The following is a 20906-nucleotide window of genomic DNA, read 5'->3' as shown; positions in this document are numbered from 1 at the left end:
ATAAGACGAATAGAGAGATGGGCTCAAAAGAAAACACACGAGATGTAGTATGTAGGGGGGCGGTCAGTGGTGCACGTGTGTAAAGGAGCTTGAGGAACTAGCAAGAGAGGCGGTCGAACAGCACACCCCGCCCGATATGCGGGATGACTCGCTGCTAGACCTGAAGCAACCGTTAGCAATTCCGCCAGAAACAAGGTTTTGGTCACAAGATACTCCCGAAAAGAAACTGCGAGATGGCATGCGCGGTAAAGACGGCGAATTTATGGTTGCCAGAATGCACTGGATACTTAACGGTCTCCATGATGCGCTTGAGGCACGTCGTGATGATGGCGAGCGGTAGCCATCAGAAGTTTCATGGAAACGTAAAGTCTCGGGAGCGCCTAATCAGCTGCCAATTTCCCCGCCGCAATGCGCACGGCCTCTGACCAGGCAACGAAGCAGTTTGGTGTGCTCATCAGTTGTTTGGCGGTTAGGCCGTGACGGATGGCGAGGCTGAGGCCGGTCATCAAGTCACTGGCGCCCGGTGCGACGATAGTGGCGCCGAGCAGGACGCCTTTTTTGTCGCTGATCAATTTGACAAACCCACTGCGCCGGTCGGTGATATTACTACGAGCGGTCAAGGTCAGCGGTGCTAGGGCGACATTTACCTTCAAGTCACGACGCAGGCAGTCGTCCTCGTCCAGTCCCGTCCGGGCGATCTGCGGGTCGGTGAATGCGATCGTCAAGCGCGGTGTATCGTCAAGCGCGATGAAATTACGGTGTAGTAGGTTATGTGCAGCGGTGCGGCTATGGCTGAGAATGGTATGTGTCTGCGCCTGAAGGTCAACGACGCTGCCAGCTGCAAAGATGTGCCGCGCCGAAGTCTGCATCGCTTCGCTGACTTGAATGCCATGTTCGGTATATGCCACGCCCGCATTTTCTAGGCCAATGTCGGTCGTCGGTAGGCGGTCGTCGGCGATGAGGATTTCATCAACACGCACTGAATGCTGCTGGCCGCCACGAGCGTAGGTGACGCGCTTTGCGATGCCGTCTTTCTGGACGGCGACCAGCTTTGTCTGGGTGAGAATGTTCATGCCGCGCTGTGCCTTGGCGTCAGCGGCGATCAGCTCGCCAACTTCTTGATCAAACTCGGGCAAGATGCGCCCGGCGGTTTCGGCGACATACACCTTGCTGCCAAAGGTCGAGAACAAATATGCGAGCTCCATCGCCGTTGTGCCAGAGCCGACAACGAACAGCGTTTTGGGCGGGCGCTTGAGCGAGAGGATAGTTTGCGGCGTGTGATGGGCTACTTCGTCGAGGCCTGGGATGTGATCATCGCGCCAGGTTGAGCCGCTAGCGATCAGGAATTTGCGCGCTGATAAGTGGCGGCGGCTGACGGTAATCTCGTTGGGACTGAGAAAGTGGGCGCTGCCGGTAAAGACGCTGATGCCTTGTTTCTCGTAGTAACTGCGGTTGCCGCCGGTGCCGGTGCGCTTGATGGCGGTATCTTTCCAGGCGAGGAGCGATGGATAATTATAGCCGACTGTACTGGTGCGCAGGCCGAACTTGGCTGCTGTTTTAGCCTCGTGATAGACGTCGGCGGTATAGAGCAGGGCACCAGTCGGAATGTCGCCCCAGTTCGGAGATTCGCCGCCAAAGGTACCGCGCTCGATGATGGCGACTTTCTTGCCAGCGCGCGCCAAGACAGTTGCGGCCGGTGAACCGCCAGCGCCGCTGCCGATAACAATTACATCATAGTCAAAAGTTGGTTTTTGTGCCATGTGCCCCCTACATGATCGTCTTATGGTGTTGATAAACAAATGCTGCGTCGGTGTGTAGTTTCTGTAGTAACTGCGCCGCGCGGTGTCGGATGTCGTTTGTGGTAATCTCTGGTCGGGTCTCGCACCAGCTCATCACGCCGAGGGTGACTGATTTAGCGATATCATCAGCTTGGCCTTCGGGTGTGCGGATACTCAGGCAGGTCGCCAGGATAGAGTGGTGGAGTTTTGTCGGATCAAACTCTTCGCTCGGTCGCTTGCCGCGCTTGACGACATCGATAATTGGTCGGTTTGGGTGCCCTTCTGACATCAAAAACCTCCGTAGCTGACGATACCAAGTACTCGATCAACGAATAGAAAGCCGCCCAAGATGATCAAGCTGCCGCCAGCTGCAAATTGCAAAAAACGTTTATGTGCCATCCGCCACTGTTGCAGATGGGCAAGGGAATGGCCGCTACCGACCAGCACCAGCACAACGACCAGTGATAGCAGCGATATGACGACGTAAAGGGCGATGGCGATGAGGCGCCACTCGGTTGATGGTAGTAGGACGGTTGCCAGGCCCGCCGCCGCCATCGGCCCGATGATGAACAGTAATTCAGCCACTACGCTCGCCATCCCGAGACTAAAGGCCTCGGCGCTGTGGCGCGTTGCTTTTGAGCGCTTTGATAGGTAGGTTGCGAAGCTGCGCGGTAGCCACAAGGCTGTACCTTCACCCCGCCGGTAGTACACTGCCCAAGTCGCCACGCCCAGCCCAACCATCAGCCCGCAGACGATGGCCACCACCAGCTGCTCGGCCTGAGCAGCGTGATGAATGACGAGTGATAGGTAGTAGACGATCGCTGATATTAATAGCGCTGTCAGCACTAACACTCCACACACAAATCCGTTCATCAGTTGCAATACTTTCCGGCGGGCGGTTTGCTTGCCGAGGGAATGGCCGCTGAGCAAGGTCAAGACGCTGACGCTGAGCTGAAGACTAGCGTGGATCAGTGCCGAGAAGGCGACGATGGCGAATGATGAAATAATAGCCGGGGTCATGTTTGTGTAAAATCCTCTCCCTCCAGTTTATCACAAGCGGTTTGCCGAGGGAAGCCGATAGGTGATGTCGAGCGAGTGACTACGTGAGCTGTCATACTATTGCACTTATGTCAAATGTGTGCTATAGTAAAGCCACGGTTTAACAAACACAGAAAGGCAACAACATGGATATCACTGAGCACGAGCTCGGGCAGTTTTTAGCTGCGGTCAATAACGATCAGCTGCGGACGTGGCAGCGCCGGCGGACTTGCGAGGAGCTACGTTCATTGGTAGTGCGGCGACTGGAGCTGCTGGACGAAGAAGGCGTGGAGCTGGCAGCTTAGCTCTGTGGGCAGTACGGATCGGCCTTTGTTTGGGTAGCAGTTTGGTCTCATCTGACAGATAGGCTTTTGAGGTGGTTGAGATTTTCTGACTCGTTTGGTACAATTGGTGACGTGTGGCACCGTAGCTCAGCTGGTTAGAGCGCAGGACTCATAAGCCTGAGGTCGGTGGTTCGGGTCCACCCGGTGCTACCAGAATTGTTTTTTATCCGCGGTCTGTATGGGCCGCGGTATTTTAATATGTGGATGACACATTGCGCACGCTATTGCAAGAGTTGACGATATGATGATATACTTGTGAAAATAATACTTAGAGTTGGCTCACGATATCTCACGTATCATCTGGGCGATCGCTCGGGCAAATCGCTCGTGACCTGCTGCTGTCCAGTGCAGCCCGTCTACACCGGCCTCGGCATATGTGTTGGCGTCGAAAAACGCAACACCATGCTTGGCGGCATAGGTTCGAATTTTTTCAGGCAGTGCAGTTAGTGTTGCCACAGCTGCATCATCAAAGTGCCACGCCGATCGCGGTACGATTGCCTCATTGAACAATCCAGCGGGATCTGGGATGAGCGGCGCAACAAGTAGCGGTGTGACGTCTGATTCGTGACAATACGTGACGTAGTGCGCCAGTGCCGTCACGATCGCCTCAACTGGTCGCTGGTGGCAGAGCTGGGCATCATTTGTTCCCAGCATGATGATGGCGATGTCGGGCTGATGACTGGCCAGGCACGGCGGAAAATACGTCCAGCCATTTCTCGACGGCTTGGCTGGGTCAGGATGATCAAGGTCAGTCCGCCGACCGCCTAGCCCCTCCTCGATGACATAATATTGGCGTGCCTCGTCCGCTAGCAGCGCCCCCAGTCGCCGCGGCCAGCGCACTGACTCGTCATATCGCGCGTTCGTATCGGGCCGCTGCCCAAAGGTGTTGGAATCACCAAAGCAGAGGATGGTTGTCTCGTGCATAGTGAGTATTGTATCACGTAGCCCCGCAGTATGTGTCATAATATCCTCATGAAGCGACTGATTGCGGTATCGGGTGGGGTGGACAGCGTGGTGCTCCTCGACAATATATTGCGGCATGGACAGGACGAGGTGGCGGTGGCTCACTTTGATCATGGAATTCGGGCAGAATCGGCGGCTGATGCGCGGTTCGTGGCGGGGCTAGCGCGCCGGTACGATGTGCCGTATGTTACGAGGCGTGAGGAGTTGGGCGCGGCAGCCAGTGAGGATACGGCGCGCCAGCGGCGGTATCAATTTCTCTTTAATGCGGCGGCACGCTGGGGCGGGCGCGTGACGACAGCCCATCACCAGGATGACGTGATTGAGACGATAGCACTCAATCTATGGCGTGGTACGCGCTGGCGGGGCTTGGCGGCTATGGGCGATCAGCGGATTGAGCGGCCGCTATTGGAATGGACGAAGCAAGACATATATGATTATGCACTGCGCCATCGGCTGGAGTGGGTAGAGGACGCGACGAATCAATCGAGCGCCTATCTGCGCAATCAGCTGCGCCGACAGCTGCAGGCAAGGCTGACTGATCAGCAGCGGGCGGCGCTTGGTCGGCTATGGCGTCAGCAATGGCAGCTACGCCAAGAGATTGACCAAGAGACATTGCGGTTATCGTCACGTCTTGGCAGTCGTTATTTTTGGACGCATATCCCAGTTGCGCCGGCGCGCGAGCTGCTCCACCGAGAAGTGCAGCGACTGACCGGCGTGTCGCTGCTCTCAGCACAGCTGGATCGACTGCTGATCGCTATCAAAATTGGCCGAGCAGGAACGGTGTGGCAGCCGGCCGCTAATGTGCGGGTGAAATTGTCCGTAAAAAGTGTTACAATAAAACGAGTGACTCGCTAGGACGAAAGGAAAGGATTATGTGACGTATGGCAGGAAAGACGCCAAAGAATACTAAGAAAGGGGTCGGGCAGGTTGCTCGGCTGGGACTGTTTTGGGCAATCATTGTGTTTCTTGGGCTGGCAGTGTACGCGGCGCTGTCACCAAATAGCAACTTGAAGAATGTCGCGTTGACCGACGTAGTGCGCCGGGCAAATGCCGGGGAAATTGCCAAGATTGATATCCAGGGTAATGATTTGAAAATTACCCCCAAGGGTCAAAAACAGCCGACCGAGAAATCAGTCAAGGAATCCGGCAGTACGATTTACGAGCAAGGTTTGAACAAGGACGCCAAGGTCGAAATTAACGTTCTACCGCCATCGCAAACCGGCGAGGTGCTGTGGAATCTGACAGTGATGATCGTGCCGGTAGTGATCATCGTGATCTTCTTCATGTTCATGATGCGCCAGGCCCAGGGGCAGAATAATCAAGCGATGGGCTTCGGCAAGAGCAAGGCGCGGCTGTACGGCGAGGATAAAGAGAAAATTGTGTTTGAGGACATCGCCGGCAATGATAACGCCAAGCAGGATTTACAAGAGGTTGTCGATTTCCTGAAGCATCCAAAGAAGTACAAGGAACTAGGCGCTAAGATTCCGAAAGGTGTCTTGCTGGTCGGTAATCCGGGTACTGGTAAAACCATGCTGGCCCGGGCAGTGGCCGGTGAGGCGGGCGTGCCGTTCTTCTCAATTTCTGGCTCGGAGTTTGTCGAGATGTTTGTCGGTGTTGGTGCCAGCCGGGTGCGTGATCTCTTTTCAAAGGCCAAGAAAAATGCGCCGTGTATCATTTTCATCGACGAGATTGACGCGGTGGGCCGCAAGCGTGGTTCGGGCATGGGTGGCGGCCATGATGAGCGCGAGCAGACCTTAAACCAGATTTTGGTAGAAATGGACGGCTTTGATGGCGACACTAATGTGATCGTACTGGCAGCCACCAACCGCGCGGATGTGCTCGATCCAGCGTTGCTGCGTCCAGGTCGATTTGATCGGCGAGTGACAATTACCCTGCCGGAGCGCAAAGATCGCGAGGCGATTCTCAAGGTGCACTTCAAGAAGAAGCCGGTTGATGAAACGGTTGACCTCGATAAATTGGCCGCCAAGACAGCTGGCTCCTCGGGGGCGGATCTCGCTAATATCGCTAATGAAGCAGCAATTATCGCTGCACGCCGTAACAAGAAGAAAATTACCAACGAGGAGTTGACCGAGGCGTTCGAGCGGGTGGCCATCGGCCCAGAGCGCAAAGCCAAGGTGATGAATGACCACGAGAAGGAGTTGACGGCGTATCATGAGGCAGGCCACGCCATCGTCGGTCATGTCTTGCCAGACTCCGACCCAGTTCACAAAGTGACGATCATTCCGCGCGGCGGCACCGGCGGTGTCACCTGGTTCTTGCCGCCAGAGGATAAGAGCTACACTAATGTTTATGAGTTCAAGGATATCTTGGCTCGGGCCATGGGCGGCCGAATTGCCGAGCAAATTATTTACGGTGATGATGGTATCACCACCGGTGCTGGCTCAGACCTGCGTAAAGCCACCGAGATTGCCCGTGATATGATCATCGAGCAGGGTATGGGTAAGGGCCTACGCGACCAAGTATTTCACGAAGACAACGGCGGGCTGATGTTTGATAAGATGACCCGCGAGCGGCCGTACTCGGATGAGACTGCTAAACTGATCGACCAGGAAGTGTCGCAGCTGATCACCGAGGCTAAACAACGGGCAATGCTGGTGCTCAAAGCCAACCGTCCGTTCCTCGATAAATTGGCCGAGGCACTGCTCAAAGACGAAACCTTGGAGGAAGCGGCGGTGGATGAGATTCTTTCGGGAACGAAACTGCCAAAGGAGGCAAAGCTGCACGCATAAATTGTTATGGGGCGCGTTCGTAATGTTGTCAACAAGATCAATCAGCGGCTGACAGTCAAGTTAGCCGCCACGATTTTAGCGAGCTCGATGTTGCTGTCAAGCCTGCTGGGGCTGCTGCGCGATCGCTTTTTGAACGCGGCGTATTTTCCCAACGAGAAGGCTCACTTGGCTGGCTATCCAGTCGGGCTGGACGCTTATACGGCGGCGTTCATGGTGCCGGATTTTATGTTTGCGATTCTAGTGTCGGGGGCACTGAGCGTCACTTTCATCCCGGTATTTAACGAGCGGTGGGTCAAAGGCAACAAGCAGTCAGCCTGGCAAATTAGCTCAAGTATGATCAATCTCATGGCATTGGTGACGCTGGTGACCAGCGTTCTAATCATCATTTTTGCTGATCCGCTGATGAAATATCTGATCGCGCCGGGGCTGAGCGAGGCTGGTCACGCATTGGCAGTCAGTATGATGCGAGTGATCGCGGTAAATCCGCTGATCTTTGCGGTGGCAGCGGTGATTGCTAGCATCCAGCAAGCGGTCGGTCGCTTCACCTTCTATGCGCTGGCGCCGATGCTGTACAATGTCGGGATTATCATCGGTACGCTATGGTTTACCAACGGCATCAACCTGTTCGGCTGGCAAATTTTTGACGGCGGCATTATGGGCGTGGCGCTTGGTGTGGTACTTGGGTCGGTGTTGCAGCTCATCGTCAGTGCGGTCGGGCTAATCGGACTCGGCTTTGATTATGATTTCAAGATTTATTGGCGCAATCGCGGCTTTCGTAAAGTTTTGTCGCTGCTGCCGGCGCGCTCGATTGATCAGGGAATGGATTATGTGGTCAGCCTGGCCGAAGTCAACTTGGCGTCGCGGATGGGTGATGGTATTATTCGTCGTTATAATCAAGCATTGACACTACACATGATGCCGATCAACCTCATCGGCGTTGCTATTTCCAACGCTGCCTTTCCACAACTAACTGAGCGCCTCGCCTCGGAGCGGCCGGATCTATTTCGTAGAGATCTGCGGTCATTTCTCAGGACGGTGATTTGGATGATTATCCCGATTTGTGTGGTGACGTTTTTCGCGCGTGGCTACGTGGTGCACTTTATCAATAATAACGGCGATCCGGTTATGGCGAACATTCTCGGTTGTCTGGTAATGGCAATTTTATTCAGGACGGTGTATCACATGGTGGCGCGCGGATTTTATGCACAGCAGGATACCAAGACACCGATGTATGTGTCGATTTTTGCGATTGTGCTGAATGTGGCGCTGGCCGTGATACTTGGCTACTATGCGAAGCTTGGCCCGTATGGCCTGGCATGGGCGCAGTCAATTGTCGCCTTTGTTGAGGTGGTGATTTTGTGCGTCATTTTAGGTCGGCGCATGCCACAGCTGTTTGACGCGACGTTTGTCAAAGCGGTCGCCAAGATGGCGTTAGCCGCGGTGCCACTAGCAGTGGCGTGCTATGTCAGCGTGCTGGTAATTCCATTTCGGGCCTCAGACGATAGTTTTTTGGGGGCGCTGCCCAAGTTTGGGGCAATTACGATTTTCAATTTTGTCGTGTATGGTGCGCTGTCCAAGTGGCTAAGGCTACCAGAAATCGATCCGGTTTTGGCGCGAATTAAACGGCTGCTGTTTTCGCGATTTGATATGAGTAAGTTGAGGCGCTGATGAAACCACTGACTAATATTCGTAATTTTTGCATCATCGCTCACATTGATCACGGCAAATCAACGCTGGCTGATCGGATGATGGAGATGACGGGGACAGTGGAGAAGCGTGAGATGAAATCGCAGCTGCTCGATAGTATGGATCTCGAGCGTGAGAAGGGCATCACGATTAAGCTGGCGCCAGTGAGGATGACATACCACTACCGCCAGCCGGCGGCAACCGCTTCCTCTCAATCGAATGTCGCAGGCAACGCCAGCGACAGGGTTATCGATTCATCGGAAGGATTGCCGCCGGCTGGGCCTTACGATCTCAACCTCATCGACACGCCCGGCCACGTCGATTTTAGCTACGAAGTTAGTCGCTCGTTGCAAGCCTGCGAGGGGCGGTGTTGGTGGTTGACGCTAGCCAAGGCATTCAGGCGCAGACGCTGGCGAATGTCTACCTGGCGATGGAGCAGGATTTGACGATCATCCCGGTACTCAATAAAGTTGACCTGCCAGCTGCCGACGTGCCGCGGGTGTCCAAGCAGGTGATCAATTTGCTGGGCTGCGATGAGAGTGAGATTATTTATATCTCTGCTAAAACGGGGCAGAATGTCGATCAGGTTTTGGAGGCGATCGTTGAGCGAATCCCGGCGCCGACTTCGCCACTGGCGGTCGAGCATCCTGATGTTGCGTTGGCTGATCTCCCAACTCGGGCGCTAATTTTTGATAGTTATTATGATGATTATCGCGGCGTGATTTTGTACGTTAGGGTGGTTGACGGTCAGATCAAAAAGGGTGAAGCGATTCATATGATGGCGACCAGTGCGAATGGGTTGGCATTGGAGGTTGGCCATCTCAGTCCCGGTATGATCCCCGACCCATCGCTCGATACTGGTGAAATTGGCTACATTGTCACCAACCTCAAAACCACCCGTGAAGCGCGGGTGGGTGATACGGTGACGTTGAAGAAGTCTCGAGAGCGGACACAATGTCGTGTAGCCAGCTAACCCTCACCGATCAAGATTGGCATCACCTCCAGGTATTGTGGGAGTATCTTTGTGTTGAGAGTCGGCTACCGGCGCGGGTGGATGCTATCGTGATCGGTGGCGCGGGAGCTATGATCGATAGTGCTGAGCGAGCGGCCGAGCTATATTATGCGGGCGTGAGTCAACGGATCGTGGTGTCGGGATTTGCTAATCCATATCATAGGGCCACGGAAACCGAAGCGACGCTGCTAGGGCGACGACTCCAACGTTTGGCGGTGCCGAAATCGGCAATCCTGTTTGAACACCAAGCTGCCAACACCGGCGAAAATATCACCCGTTCGGCTCAGCTGCTGGCAGGGGTGGCGATCCAGGCTGAGGATATCATTTTAATTCATAAACCGTATATGACGCGTCGATTTTTGGCAACCGCTGAGGCTCAGTGGCCGCACCCGCAGCCGCGGCTACATGTGACCAGCCAGCCGACAACAGTAGAAGCATATTATCGCTTATATGAGGCAACCTATGGCAGTGCCGCCATGATGCTGACGTTGATGCTGGGTGATTATGAGCGGATAAAGATGTATCCTATCAAGGGATTTTCAACACCTCAGCCACCATCTCTCTCGGCGGACACGGCTTGGCAGGCGCTCGTAGCGCGCGGTTTCTTGCCGAAGGCGCAGTGAACTAAGAATGAGTTGCCATTATTTATAAAATAGAATAAAATAACCATAACATCATGTATAGAGCAATTAGGGCGACTGAATATTCCGTAAAGGAAACGCTGCTATCCGGCTACATCGTCACCAACCTAAAAACCACCCGTGAAGCGCGGGTGGGTGATACGGTGACGCTAAAGAAATATATGACGAAGGAGTGAGAGGGTGGTAAAACAAAGTAGTCGGCATATTTCGTATATCGGTAATATTATATGGCTGATGAGCTTTGGTTTGCTTGCCACGGCTTGCATTAGTATCGCAGTGTCACTGCCGATACCCTCAGCAAACGCTCCAGGTGTGCTAGCGTGGGTGCAGCAACATCAGGTCGCCTTGCAGGCGGCAAGTGAAATGCTAGCATGTGGAGCGTCGATATTGTTAGCTGTCGTCGTGGTTTTGTACTCTAAACTGAGGGGGCGATATCCTGTTGGCATGGGTATCGTGCTTGCTCTAGGTATCGTTGTGGCAATTGGTGCATTTCATGCGATGATGGCGCTCGGACGCCTCGTTTATCCGGTGAATGGATTGCCGATTACTCCAGAAATAAGTGTATTATCTGCGAGTCAACTGTTCGCAGGACTGCACTGGATGGCACTGGCGTTGGCTGCATTTGTTACTGCGGCAGGGATCATTACGAAATCTTGGATAGTTATATTAACGAGCGTGTGTGTTGCATTTCTAAAGATGGTCGGTACATACTATGCAGGTGAAGTCTCGGTACCGCTGACGGTGGTGTCGGAGGTGGTATTGTTTGGCTGGTCTATTGTGATGGTGGTGTGGCAGTTGAGTAAATTAGTGATAAGGAGTAAGCCATGAATCCACAAACAATTGGCCTAACTGAATTGCAAAAGCACCCCGCGGATACGTGTTGCGAAAAGGGCTGGGATAAAGTTTGGTCAATGTGGTCAGGTGGCCCATTTGACAAAAAGTAAGTGCTATCCCATAATTAAGTTTACTATGATGCTAGCAGGTTTTTGTATGGGCTTTCTCAGTTTTAAGGTCCAGAAGGATTGGCGGCGTGTCATCTAGCGAGGCGCTTGTTCTACCAGAAAGAATGGCGCAATATGTTGATGCCGGTCGATTGCGCGATAATTTTCATAACCATCCGGAGAGTCAGAGAGATTTATCAGAGGGTGAGCAGTTAGCTGTTCGGGAGATACGAGCACGTCTTGAGCGATTGCCACTTTTGCACTATACTAACTCAGGTGATTTCCCTGGGCGGTTCATGGAGATGGGGATACTGCCGAGCAGTCAGTTATCAGGCCGTAGAACTAATACATACAGGCTTGATTGCCACTTTGGTCTTGACCAGTTCGTATTTTCGAGCCTTTATCCGAGCAATGCCTGTTACTATGGCGCAAAAATGGTATTTATAGATCCACGGCTAAAAACAATCGACACCATGCTCGTCACGCCTCGTGACTTAAACGATACGGTGCCTACTGCCAAAACCGACCCAAATAACCTCAGTAAAGAAGATTGTAGAAAAATTGACGAGTATTTCGACTCGATGATGTTTGGGGCGGATTGGCTCGATATTCTTGCTCGTCAAGCGCTGGATTCATTTGTAGAGGAGATGCGGACATCTAGAGATAAGGGGGGAGAGGGTGTCGAAATGGCTCTTCTGCCACTAGGTTTTGATTTTTGCTATGGGGAGTGGAAGCATTATGGAGCAATTGATCCAGGAAATATTGTTGATACATATGATTGCTCTTTTCCTATATTGGAATATCCATGTGCCAACGATGATGTCATAAGCATGGCATGGCTACCGCATGGTTTTGTGTTCAGCAAGTACCGTCTACTAGATAAGAGCGCTGTGCCCAGCACGTGGCATGGTGTGCTTTCAAACTACGGTATTGAAGGCGTAGACGTTAAGGATCTGCGTCAGTTTTGGAGGCATATTGGCGAGCTGGCGCTCTCATAAGTAATTTGTCGGTGAACCGTGATAATGTAAGCTATGGCGTGGCCTGATCGCTGAAAGAGAGTTGTAAAGCTTGCGGCCAACTAAGCTTTGCTTGACAATAATAGCTTATTTTTGTGTAGTCGGTGCTGTCGTATAATATCAGAAAGAAGGGATATGAAAAAGGCAGGATTATTTATGGTAGGTATCGTGATGGCTATTGTGCTGTCTTTTGGATGACAATGGTGAAGTCAAGTACGACACACGCAAATCCAGCAAACTATAGCAGAATATACAGGTCACGGGGCCAGTGTAAGATAGCCAGGACAAAGATGAACCGGTATACGGCGGTGATCCTTGGCTTTTCTCCCCTCGTCGTTGCTAGCTTCGGACGGGGGAGTTTTTTGTTTCCCCCGGTGCTGATAAGGTTTTCAAAGCGCTGAGCCTTGGCAGTGCGGATAGTAGAGAGTATCTTGGTCATAGGGGCTTTTATTTGACACCATTTTTTTGGTAAGTATACTGGGTTCAACAGTAACAATATGAGAGGGTATTTGAGAAGATTATGACGAAGAAAACAGGAAACATTATATCATTAGACGATTTTAAGTTTCTAGTTAAGCAGGCAGTCAAAGCACCGTCAGGGCACAATACCCAACCTTGGAAATTCCATCGCGACGGGTCGGTGGTAGAAATTCATCCTGATTTTGACAGGAAGCTGCCAGTAGTCGACCCTGACAATAGGGAGTTATTCGTGAGTCTGGGTTGTGCGGCCGAGAACTTCTGCTTGGCGGCGCAAACTAAGGGCTATAAATCTGCCGTTTCGGTTGGTGATAAGGGGGTTATCACGGTTTCGCTCGCGGAAGAGGCAGGCGTCAAACCAAGCCCATTGTTCAATCAGATAGACGCGCGGCAGACTAATCGCAGTGTTTATAGCGGCGAGGAAATTGCGCTAGATGCGCTAAAGAGGCTACAGGCGATTCGCAGTGAAGATGGAGTGTCGGTTCATTACTATGCGCGTCAAACTAAACAGTTTAATGATATTGAACAATACGTTCTTCGGGGGGATACGCATCAAATGCAAAATGAGGCGTTTAAGGCTGAATTGAAAAGCTGGATGCGATTTAATAAGAAGCATCAAGATCAAACACTTGATGGGCTGAGTTACGCCGTGTTTGGTGCGCCTAATGTGCCGCGCTGGATGGCTGAGCCAATCATGGCGATGGCTATCAATGCTAAGGCTCAAAATAAGGCCGACCGCAAGAAGATAGAATCAGCTTCTCACTTGGTGTTATTCACAACGGCCAATAATACGCCAAATGAATGGGTAGGCCTGGGGCGGACACTACAGCGTTTCTTGCTAACCGCTACAGAACTCGAGATCGTACACTCCTATCTAAACCAGCCAAATGAGGAAGCGGAAATCGCCACAGAAATGGCAAGGATACTGGGTTTGACCAGAGAATATCCAACTATTTTGCTGCGCATTGGTTATGGCAAGCAGCAGGCCTATTCTAAACGTCGACCTGTTGAAGATGTTATTATAGAGGATTGAGCGCCCTCATTGACCCGATAATCCACCAATGAGAACTAAATTTTCAATTTGATAAAGACATAAGTGTGTTGTTATGGGGTTTAGTAAAGAATAAAGAATATGTGACCGGATTAGAGCGATTATTTGTAATTGAGAGGAAGAGTTTACCATTTACAATAATAGTATAAAATGCTATAATATAGGTCATGGAGCGACTCGGTAGTATTGATCATGGCAAGGACTTTGCAAGCAGCGTAGCGGAAATTATTAATCAACCGTTGACGGTTGAAAATGTCGATACCTACGCTGAGGCCGCCTTGGATAAATTGATCCAGCTAATTAATGAGATGGTGCAGGCATACGACCATCAGCCAACGATTTGGCTAGACAATCCTGCCCAAAGGGAGAACGCGACGTTTGCTTACTACGGCATAGAGGAAATCAATGAGCTGCTTGACCATATTGCTGCCAAAGCGGAGCAGCTCATAGCTATTGATACGGCTATTGACCAGATTGAATCGGCTGGCAATGTCTTTGTGCCACCTGATGAGCGGCCCGGTCCTACCACCAGTGTGTCTGAGGCGCCAAACCGTGAGAGCGTGACTCGCCAACCGCGGCTGAAAACATTGCTATTCGTGTTGGCGAATGAATTTGGTATTGAGCTGAGCAGCGAAGCATTACGGATTCGTCGCGGGGAAGTAGAGACAGCGATGATGCGCCAAGAGCCATACTATCAGGTAAATATCCTACCGCTCGAGCGGACGGTGCTAATTTGTGACGCCTACGGCAATGGTACCTTTGTATTTGATACAACGCGGCTGCCAGAAGAAGAGCGGGCAAAGCTGACCGCATATACGAAAACACAGCTTATGGAGGTGATGGCACAGTATCCGGGCTGTGGTGCGATGGTGCGTTGTGATGATTACTTTGTTCCACACTTAGTGGGGGTATTAGCAGATGATCTGCGGCAACCAGTTGAGATGGGTAGGCAACGTCAAGGTAATTATTTGAGCCCTCGTCGAATGATTGAGGCAATGGGAGGCCTGACGATCAATGGGCTAGCAGATAAGCTCGGTGTGAAGTATCGTGTCGTTGCGACCATTGCCACCCAGTTGGAGCGGGATGGCTTCCTGGGGGAGGTGGCCAAGCGGGATTGGTGTGGCAAGCAGAAACCGGTTTTTACTAGAGAGCAGGCCGAATTGATAGAAGAATCGCTTAAGCAAAAAGGTATGTTTAATCTACCGCCACCAGAAGGGTATCTGACGCTCAAAGCTCTCGCCAATGTTCTGGGTGTAAGTGATATGACGATAGCAAAGATAGCGAGGAGTCTTAAAGAAGACGGTATCCTGTCTGAGGGTGCATGGCATCGTTCTCCTCAGGTTCGCGAGTTCTTTAGTCCAGAGCAGCAAGCGGTGATCATAGAAAAAGCACATGACAGGGGGTTGTTTGCGCCTCCGCCCCCGGAAGGATGTATTATGGTAAGTGCGGCAATGAAGCGCTTTGGGGTGTGTCGAAAGACAATTAAAAATGCCATGCACTCATTGGGCTTACAACCTTCAATCTACAGGTTTTCTTGTCAAAAGGGTCGGGTAAAAATTTGTGAAGGCCTTTTGCGGGAGCAAGTAGAGGCTATAAGTGACTATTTCTTGAAAAGAGGCTATATGCGCCCAGCTCCCGAAGACTATCTAGCAACGTCAGACCTCATGAACGCTTTGCACTGTGGATCACCAGCGTTTCAGAAGGCGATTAAGGTTTTGAATGAGGTTGATCCTGACTTCGGGGAGCCGCTGGCGTGTCGCGGCAGAAGGGCGAATGGTGTGAATAGCTCAATAGGTTACTTCTATAGCCCTGAGCAACAGGCGAAGATTGCTGCGATACTGAAGAAAACTCGCTAGGGTGCTAAATGATAAGATTACTGAGTTATATCCGAATCAATCACTGTCCAGCCCGGTACTGATTGCTCAGTGAGTTTGACAAACGGCGAAGTGCTTACCATCAAATCAGCCACCGAATCACCGATAGCTATGATTGACAAATAAATAATATTATGATAGAATTCAGATCATGAGTCAACTGAATTTTAATCGCTTGAGGAATGATCTTGGAGAGTCTGTTGTCTATGATGTAGTCCCAGATTCAGAGAGAGAGTTATAAGTATTGGCGTGGCTTGAGCTTGGCGCGATTGGCGCTGGAGCTTTCACGGGGTAATCGCACCTTTCAGTTTGGTGCTGATGGTGTCCATTTTGCAGATTTTCATTTATATGCGCACAATGTAGCACGTGGCATTGCTGCTGGTGCAAGGCCTTTGCAGGCTCAGCCAGAAGATTGTTCCGCCATTCAGCAGGCTATTGGCGAACGATTTACCAGCAAAACGCCTCACTCAGCACTAGTTGTTGCATATGCGCGACCAAATGCTTATGCGGTGCCGTCCGATAGAGGGCTGTGTCATGGTGTTAAATTGTATGGTCGACTGACCGACTTAGATGAGTATTCCCAAGAGTTTATTCAAGATTATTTTGGTCTCAGTTCGCTTACATAGGAAACGAGCGAGCGGCGGTATTATCTCACCTAGTAATTGATGGTATAATCATCAAATAGATGCCTAAAATTACCGTCCAACCATTGCCGGGCTACAAAGAAGTCAAACCCTTCGTCTATGCGGGCTTTTTTCCGGTGAGCAATGAAGATTATAATGACCTGAAAGAGGCTATTGAAAAGCTGAGCCTCAGCGATTCAGCGCTGCAGTTTGAGCCGGAAAATTCGCCAGTGCTGGGCTATGGTGTGCGGATTGGTTTCCTCGGTTTATTACACATGGATATTATTCGCGAGCGGTTGGAGCGCGAGTATAATCTGGACCTCATTGTCACCAATCCGAGTACTGATTACCAAGTCAGCCTCACCAACGGCGAGGAGTTGGACATCAAATCAGCCAGCGAACTACCTGACCCAGCGCAAATTACCGAGGTTCGCGAGCCGTGGATTGATGGTGAGATTGTGGTGCCGCAAGACTACATCGGTGCAGTGATTCAGCTGATTGTCGCTAAGCGCGGCCGGCAGAAAAACCTTAGTTACATCGACGAGCGGGCGCTGATTTCGTTTACCGCGCCGCTGGCCAATTTGCTGACGGATTTTTATGATCAACTGAAGTCGGTAACCAGCGGCTACGGCTCGTTTAATTATGAGCTGGCGGGCTACCAGCCAGAAGATCTGGTGCGGGTTGATTTTTATGTAGCGGGCGAGATGGTCGATGCTTTGAGTGTGATGTGCCACCGCTCGGAGGCGCCAGGCTTGGGTCGCGAAATCGTCAAAAAATTGAAAGAAGTCGTACCGCGCCAGAGTTTTGAGGTGGCGCTGCAGGCGGCGATTGGCGGCAGATTCATCGCCCGCGAAAACATCGGTGCTTACCGCAAAGATGTCACCGGCTATCTGTATGGTGGTGACGTCAGCCGTAAAAAGAAGCTCCTCGCCAAACAGGCTCGCGGTAAAAAGCGTATGAAACGCTTCGGTAAAGTTGACATTCCGTCAGAAGCGTTTACGGTGATGTTAAAGAGAGATTGATTATGAAGAAACCAATTATTTATCTTGACATGGACGGCGTGCTGGTCGATTTTATGTCGGCCACGACGAAGGTTCCGCCCGAGATGCTCGAGAAGTTTGCGGGTGAGTATGACAATATCCCGGGCGTTTTTGCGCTGATGGATCCGATGCCGGGCGCCCTCGAAGCGGTCGACAAGTTAAAGGAAAAGTATGATCTGTATATTCTCTCGTCATCACCGTGGGAAAACCCGACGGCGCTGGGTGATAAGCTGGCGTGGGTGAAGAAGTATTTTGGCGGCGAGGGTCAGGAAAATATTTTCTTTCGCAAAGTTATTTTTTCGTCGATCAAACAGCTGAGCCGCGGTGATATCTTGATTGATGATCGGACGGCCAGGGGTGCTGCTGAGTTTGTTGGCTGGCACATCCATTTCGGTACTCCGCAGTTTCCTGATTGGCAATCGGTGCTGGATGAGTTGCTCTAGCGGCTCCGGCGGTTGGCCGCTTGAAATCACTGAGCATAACCAGTATAATGGTAGCAGAATCAATCAGAGGAAGGAGAGTCATATCGACCAGCTGACCGTAATCATTTTCGGTATCGACATCTCCCAGAGGATGGGGTGGCGCTGATGAAGTTGACAAAGCTATTCAAAAAAGCTCGGCTCGGCAACCGTCGTAAGGGCGAGGTGTCAGATGTTGATACTGAAGCCCCAGTGCCGCGTCAGCGTCCGGTGGCTACATCAGTACCCGCCGCATCTCCCACATCGCCCGCGCCACGCTCTCTTCACTCTGTGGCTGCTCCGGCTCGGCGTCATAGTATTCAACGGCAAACTGTAGCCGCGCAGCCAGCTCATCCTTCGGCTGTGTCTCGCGTTGTGCCGCCACAACCTTCTACTCAGTTACCTCGCTCGCGTTCTGTCGCTCCTCAAAAGACTCCCGCTCCCAATCCGCCAGCTAAACCCCACCCTAAAAAGCCGGCAGTCTTTCATGACATTATGCCGCCGCGTGGCGTCCAGCGCTCGCGAAGCGTATCATTTACCAAGCCGTCCGTCAAGCCCCAGCCGCCAAAGCACGCCCTCTCGCCGTCACGCGCTTCACTGATCAAGCCCACTGCTTCGGCACCAGCCCTGGCCAAGCGTCCGCTCAACAAACTTTCTTCCGTCAAGGCTCAGCCAGTCAAGCCGCTCTCATCACATCCGCCGCACCCGCCGCTGACGAAGCCGCCGCTTTCATCTCAGCCTTCGAGTCCGACTCGTCCGCTCAATCCTGCAGCGGCCGCACCCCGCGCTAATGCACCACGCACCGATACGCAATCGACTGTCAAGCGCCCGCTATCCCAGCCACACCAACTGCCGACCCAGCCAAACTTACCGCCGCAGCCAAAGGAGCTGACCCACCCGCAAGTCACTGCTCATTCCCGCGCTCACATCGCCGTGCCGTCTCGCCGCCATCCTCAGCTAGCGCATCGTCCGCCGCATATTCGAGCGATGGACATGGTGCATAGGTAGGAAGTCGTAACTGCCCGGAAGCTTAGTCAATAATCTGGTATAATACTCATATGTCAGATCTTGAACGTGTCATCAGGGAGTACCAGCCGACCGAAGCAGCCGTAGCGCTGGTCCGAGATACTAAAATTGCGCTGCTAACCGGTATTTCCGGCGCGGGCAAGGATACCATCAAAAGGCGGTTATTGCGATCGCCGTCATTTCGTGATATCGTGTCGCACACCACGCGGGAGCCGCGGGCAAATAACGGTCAGCCAGAGCGCGACGGCATCGATTATCATTTTATTGATCAAGCAACCGCACTGACCATGCTCGAACGCCATCAGTTTATTGAGGCCAAGTTCGTTCACGGCAAGGTGTATGGCACCTCGACAGCCGAGCTGCAATTGGCGCATGATCATCAGCAAACAGCGATCACCGACATTGACGTACAGGGCGTGGCTGAGTATGAGCAATTGGCGCCGGGCTGTATCGCTATCTTTATCGTACCGCCGGATTATCCGACATGGCTGGAGCGATTGAAGCAGCGGTACGTAACGGAAGCAGAGTTTCAAGCGGCCTGGCCGAAACGCCGCCAGTCGGCCATCGCTGAGCTCAGTCATGCGCTGGAAGTGCCGTATTACCACGTGATTATCAATGATGATTTGACCCGAGCGGTGCGGGTTTGCGGCGAGATTATTGAGCGCGGTGACGTGTTTAATCGGCGTGATGACGAGGCGCGGTTGATAGCGCGGGATCTTCTTGATTATTTGATGGGTGAGGACACGGTCTAGATGGCGACGAAGAAGTCGTCGTTTTCGCTGAGACGACCATTTTGGTCGCTGTCGGGGTTGCTTGACCAGATCTTTTTCTTATTAGCCGGTGCGGCGTCGTTCTGGCTGGCGTGGCTGGTGTGGCGTGAGGGCTGGCATTCGGGCGGCTGGTGGATGGTTGGGCTGTTTGTGGTAGTGTGGCTAATCACGGCTTACTTGGCACTGCCGCGGCTGCATCGTATCCTGAGCAGCTTGTATGTGCCGAATTATTTCATCGGGCGAACGCGGACGGCGGACGGGCTGCTCGGTGATCCTGTCAATCTGGCTTTGCGCGGCTCGGAGGCGCAGGTCCATCAAGCGATGACCGCGGCTGGCTGGACGTTAGCGGAGGAAATAACCGTGCGTTCATCGTGGCGGATGATGGTGGCAATATTGACGCGGTGTAGTTATCCGCAAGCGCCGGTTTCGTCACTATTTCTATTTGGGCGGCGGCAAGATTTTGCCTACCAGCAGGAGGTTGACGGTAATCCCGGCAAGCGCCATCACGTGCGTTTCTGGCGTTGTCCACAGGGCTGGCTGCTGCCGGGCGGTCATCAGGTGGATTGGCTGGCGGCGGGAACATACGACAAGAGTGTCGGTCTTAGCTTGTTTACCCTACAAATCACCCATAAGGTTGATGAGAATACTGACATCGAGCGGGACTATATTGTCCAGTCGGCGCTCAAGGCACGCGCTTCAATCGAGGTGACTACCTTGAAAGATTTTTCCACCGGGTATCATTCGCGCAACGGCGGCGGCGATACCATCCAGACAGACGGTGATTTGCCGGTACTGGAGGTTGGGCGCGTGCGTGCCAACCAGTCCTTGATAGAGGAGCGCGACGAGGTGATTCTCGATGCTACTTCGCACGAGGTGATGCCAGTGGCGCACGATACATTGATACAACAATTTTGGAGTCGGCGGCCGCCACAGATCGCGTTTGGCGTGGTGGCAATGTTTACGGCGCTGGCGGTCAGTATCATCAATGCCGTTGTTGAATTACTTGCGATTGACCAATTTCATAGCCAGACGGTGGCTGAACTGATGGTGGACGGTCAGGTGAATGACGCGGCGGTGATTGCTAATTGGCTGATTGGTTCGTCAATTGTCCTCGGCGCAGTGTGGGTGATCACGACTATCGTGCTGGTGAGTCGGACATTTAGCGGTAGCAATCGATTGCGGCTGGTATTGATGATGATATCCGGGCTGGCAGTTATCGCTAATTCATTCACCTTGACCATCGGCAAGATAACCTGGTCGACAGCCAGTACGCTGCTGTTCATCGGGCTGAATATTGTAGCGGTGCTGATGTTTTCGTCAGACGCCGCCCGGCGATTTACGCGGGCGCGTAGTCAGGCCAGGCGCGCGGCAAGGTCGCATTAGCACTCGCTTGCGATGAGTGCTAGATTCATGCTACA

General features: G+C 52.4%; 22 protein-coding genes, 1 tRNA gene and 2 pseudogenes. 20 read left to right on the top strand and 5 right to left on the bottom strand.

Annotated elements, in window-relative coordinates:
• The first annotated feature begins 136 nt into the window (after window positions 1–136).
• Window positions 137–340, top strand: coding sequence for a hypothetical protein (locus GWK76_03970; protein ID QHU92439.1), 204 nt, complete (start codon window positions 137–139; stop codon window positions 338–340).
• Window positions 341–380: 40 nt separating this feature from the next.
• Here the strand turns inward: GWK76_03970 and GWK76_03965 are convergent, their stop codons facing one another.
• The 3 genes from GWK76_03965 to GWK76_03955 are packed head-to-tail and all read right to left on the bottom strand — an operon-like array spanning window position 381 to window position 2798.
• A complete protein-coding gene (locus GWK76_03965; GenBank protein QHU92438.1) occupies window positions 381–1760 on the bottom strand; it encodes an FAD-dependent oxidoreductase in 1380 nt (459 codons plus the stop codon).
• 7 nt (window positions 1761–1767) lie between these two features.
• Window positions 1768–2067, bottom strand: coding sequence for a hypothetical protein (locus GWK76_03960; GenBank protein ID QHU92437.1), 300 nt, complete (start codon window positions 2065–2067; stop codon window positions 1768–1770).
• Window positions 2067–2798: a hypothetical protein gene (locus tag GWK76_03955; GenBank protein ID QHU92436.1), complete on the bottom strand. Its 732-nt coding sequence runs from the start codon at window positions 2796–2798 to the stop codon at window positions 2067–2069. The genes GWK76_03960 and GWK76_03955 overlap by 1 nt, the downstream gene beginning before the upstream one ends.
• Before the next feature lie 164 nt (window positions 2799–2962).
• On the opposite strand from GWK76_03955, the gene GWK76_03950 reads away from it, so the two are divergent.
• Window positions 2963–3121 (top strand): hypothetical protein, encoded by a 159-nt coding sequence (locus GWK76_03950; protein QHU92435.1) that lies wholly within the window; start codon window positions 2963–2965, stop codon window positions 3119–3121.
• A 115-nt stretch (window positions 3122–3236) separates the two neighbouring features.
• Window positions 3237–3313: transfer RNA gene (locus tag GWK76_03945), tRNA-Met, on the top strand.
• Window positions 3314–3439: 126 nt separating this feature from the next.
• On the opposite strand, the gene GWK76_03940 is transcribed toward GWK76_03945, so the two are convergent.
• A complete protein-coding gene (locus GWK76_03940; protein ID QHU92434.1) occupies window positions 3440–4123 on the bottom strand; it encodes a hypothetical protein in 684 nt (227 codons plus the stop codon).
• 9 nt (window positions 4124–4132) lie between these two features.
• On the opposite strand from GWK76_03940, the gene tilS reads away from it, so the two are divergent.
• The 14 genes and pseudogenes from tilS to GWK76_03870 all read left to right on the top strand — a co-directional run bounded on the left by tilS (window position 4133) and on the right by GWK76_03870 (window position 17677).
• Window positions 4133–4978: a tRNA lysidine(34) synthetase TilS gene (tilS, locus tag GWK76_03935; protein ID QHU92433.1), complete on the top strand. Its 846-nt coding sequence runs from the start codon at window positions 4133–4135 to the stop codon at window positions 4976–4978.
• A gap of 26 nt (window positions 4979–5004) precedes the next feature.
• A complete protein-coding gene (gene hflB, locus GWK76_03930; protein ID QHU92432.1) occupies window positions 5005–6873 on the top strand; it encodes an ATP-dependent zinc metalloprotease FtsH in 1869 nt (622 codons plus the stop codon).
• A gap of 36 nt (window positions 6874–6909) precedes the next feature.
• The gene (gene murJ, locus GWK76_03925) at window positions 6910–8541 is read left to right on the top strand and encodes a murein biosynthesis integral membrane protein MurJ (GenBank protein ID QHU92570.1); all 1632 of its coding nucleotides are present in this window, start codon (window positions 6910–6912) and stop codon (window positions 8539–8541) included.
• A pseudogene (locus GWK76_03920) lies at window positions 8541–8738 on the top strand (GTP-binding protein LepA). Before murJ ends, GWK76_03920 begins: the two are co-directional and overlap by 1 nt.
• A 111-nt stretch (window positions 8739–8849) precedes the next feature.
• Window positions 8850–9532, top strand: a pseudogene (locus GWK76_03915) (GTP-binding protein).
• A complete protein-coding gene (locus GWK76_03910) occupies window positions 9514–10194 on the top strand; it encodes a hypothetical protein (GenBank protein QHU92431.1) in 681 nt (226 codons plus the stop codon). The pseudogene GWK76_03915 and the gene GWK76_03910 overlap by 19 nt, the downstream one beginning before the upstream one ends.
• A 53-nt stretch (window positions 10195–10247) precedes the next feature.
• Window positions 10248–10388: a hypothetical protein gene (locus GWK76_03905; protein QHU92430.1), complete on the top strand. Its 141-nt coding sequence runs from the start codon at window positions 10248–10250 to the stop codon at window positions 10386–10388.
• 4 nt (window positions 10389–10392) lie between these two features.
• Window positions 10393–11040 (top strand): hypothetical protein, encoded by a 648-nt coding sequence (locus tag GWK76_03900; GenBank protein ID QHU92429.1) that lies wholly within the window; start codon window positions 10393–10395, stop codon window positions 11038–11040.
• 238 nt (window positions 11041–11278) lie between these two features.
• Complete coding sequence (locus GWK76_03895) at window positions 11279–12151, top strand: hypothetical protein (GenBank protein QHU92428.1); 873 nt, start codon at window positions 11279–11281, stop codon at window positions 12149–12151.
• 538 nt (window positions 12152–12689) lie between these two features.
• A complete protein-coding gene (locus GWK76_03890; protein QHU92427.1) occupies window positions 12690–13679 on the top strand; it encodes a nitroreductase in 990 nt (329 codons plus the stop codon).
• 185 nt (window positions 13680–13864) lie between these two features.
• Window positions 13865–15553 (top strand): hypothetical protein, encoded by a 1689-nt coding sequence (locus tag GWK76_03885; protein ID QHU92426.1) that lies wholly within the window; start codon window positions 13865–13867, stop codon window positions 15551–15553.
• A 278-nt stretch (window positions 15554–15831) separates the two neighbouring features.
• On the top strand, window positions 15832–16197 hold the full coding sequence (locus GWK76_03880) for a hypothetical protein (GenBank protein ID QHU92425.1): 366 nt from the start codon (window positions 15832–15834) through the stop codon (window positions 16195–16197).
• 59 nt (window positions 16198–16256) lie between these two features.
• A complete protein-coding gene (locus GWK76_03875; protein QHU92424.1) occupies window positions 16257–17216 on the top strand; it encodes a GTP-binding protein LepA in 960 nt (319 codons plus the stop codon).
• 2 nt (window positions 17217–17218) lie between these two features.
• Entirely contained in the window at window positions 17219–17677 is a 459-nt protein-coding gene (locus GWK76_03870) for a hypothetical protein (protein QHU92423.1), read from the top strand.
• A 250-nt stretch (window positions 17678–17927) separates the two neighbouring features.
• Here the strand turns inward: GWK76_03870 and GWK76_03865 are convergent, their stop codons facing one another.
• Window positions 17928–18077, bottom strand: a complete 150-nt coding sequence (locus GWK76_03865; GenBank protein ID QHU92422.1) for a hypothetical protein — start codon at window positions 18075–18077, stop codon at window positions 17928–17930.
• A 110-nt stretch (window positions 18078–18187) separates the two neighbouring features.
• Between GWK76_03865 and GWK76_03860 the strand changes: the two genes are divergently transcribed.
• Genes GWK76_03860 through GWK76_03850 form a run of 3 tightly spaced genes read left to right on the top strand, consistent with a single transcriptional unit; the run spans window position 18188 to window position 20871 of the window.
• Window positions 18188–18700, top strand: a complete 513-nt coding sequence (locus GWK76_03860) for a hypothetical protein (GenBank protein ID QHU92421.1) — start codon at window positions 18188–18190, stop codon at window positions 18698–18700.
• 50 nt (window positions 18701–18750) lie between these two features.
• A complete protein-coding gene (locus GWK76_03855; GenBank protein QHU92420.1) occupies window positions 18751–19470 on the top strand; it encodes a hypothetical protein in 720 nt (239 codons plus the stop codon).
• Entirely contained in the window at window positions 19471–20871 is a 1401-nt protein-coding gene (locus GWK76_03850; protein QHU92419.1) for a hypothetical protein, read from the top strand. It abuts the gene before it with no gap.
• Window positions 20872–20906: the final 35 nt, after the last annotated feature.

Source organism: Candidatus Saccharibacteria bacterium oral taxon 488 (assembly GCA_010202465.1).
Taxonomy (GTDB): Bacteria; Patescibacteriota; Saccharimonadia; order Saccharimonadales; family Saccharimonadaceae; genus Nanosynbacter.
Note: the sequence above shows the minus strand (reverse complement) of the source record. Positions and strands in the feature narration are given on the sequence as shown.

Bases quoted from the DNA above. Each gene is read 5' to 3' on its own strand.
- GWK76_03910 (QHU92431.1), top strand. From the start codon at position 9,514: ATGTCGTGTAGCCAGCTAACCCTCACCGATCAAGATTGGCATCACCTC.
- GWK76_03940 (QHU92434.1), bottom strand. From the start codon at position 4,123: ATGACACATACTGCGGGGCTACGTGATACAATACTCACTATGCACGAG.
- GWK76_03905 (QHU92430.1), top strand. From the start codon at position 10,248: ATGTATAGAGCAATTAGGGCGACTGAATATTCCGTAAAGGAAACGCTG.
- GWK76_03955 (QHU92436.1), bottom strand. From the start codon at position 2,798: ATGACCCCGGCTATTATTTCATCATTCGCCATCGTCGCCTTCTCGGCA.
- GWK76_03960 (QHU92437.1), bottom strand. From the start codon at position 2,067: ATGTCAGAAGGGCACCCAAACCGACCAATTATCGATGTCGTCAAGCGC.
- GWK76_03860 (QHU92421.1), top strand. From the start codon at position 18,188: ATGCCGCCGCGTGGCGTCCAGCGCTCGCGAAGCGTATCATTTACCAAG.
- GWK76_03875 (QHU92424.1), top strand. From the start codon at position 16,257: ATGCCTAAAATTACCGTCCAACCATTGCCGGGCTACAAAGAAGTCAAA.
- hflB (QHU92432.1), top strand. From the start codon at position 5,005: ATGGCAGGAAAGACGCCAAAGAATACTAAGAAAGGGGTCGGGCAGGTT.
- GWK76_03895 (QHU92428.1), top strand. From the start codon at position 11,279: ATGGCGCAATATGTTGATGCCGGTCGATTGCGCGATAATTTTCATAAC.
- tilS (QHU92433.1), top strand. From the start codon at position 4,133: ATGAAGCGACTGATTGCGGTATCGGGTGGGGTGGACAGCGTGGTGCTC.
- GWK76_03890 (QHU92427.1), top strand. From the start codon at position 12,690: ATGACGAAGAAAACAGGAAACATTATATCATTAGACGATTTTAAGTTT.
- GWK76_03965 (QHU92438.1), bottom strand. From the start codon at position 1,760: ATGGCACAAAAACCAACTTTTGACTATGATGTAATTGTTATCGGCAGC.
- GWK76_03885 (QHU92426.1), top strand. From the start codon at position 13,865: ATGGAGCGACTCGGTAGTATTGATCATGGCAAGGACTTTGCAAGCAGC.
- GWK76_03950 (QHU92435.1), top strand. From the start codon at position 2,963: ATGGATATCACTGAGCACGAGCTCGGGCAGTTTTTAGCTGCGGTCAAT.
- GWK76_03970 (QHU92439.1), top strand. From the start codon at position 137: ATGCGGGATGACTCGCTGCTAGACCTGAAGCAACCGTTAGCAATTCCG.
- GWK76_03855 (QHU92420.1), top strand. From the start codon at position 18,751: ATGTCAGATCTTGAACGTGTCATCAGGGAGTACCAGCCGACCGAAGCA.
- GWK76_03870 (QHU92423.1), top strand. From the start codon at position 17,219: ATGAAGAAACCAATTATTTATCTTGACATGGACGGCGTGCTGGTCGAT.
- GWK76_03850 (QHU92419.1), top strand. From the start codon at position 19,471: ATGGCGACGAAGAAGTCGTCGTTTTCGCTGAGACGACCATTTTGGTCG.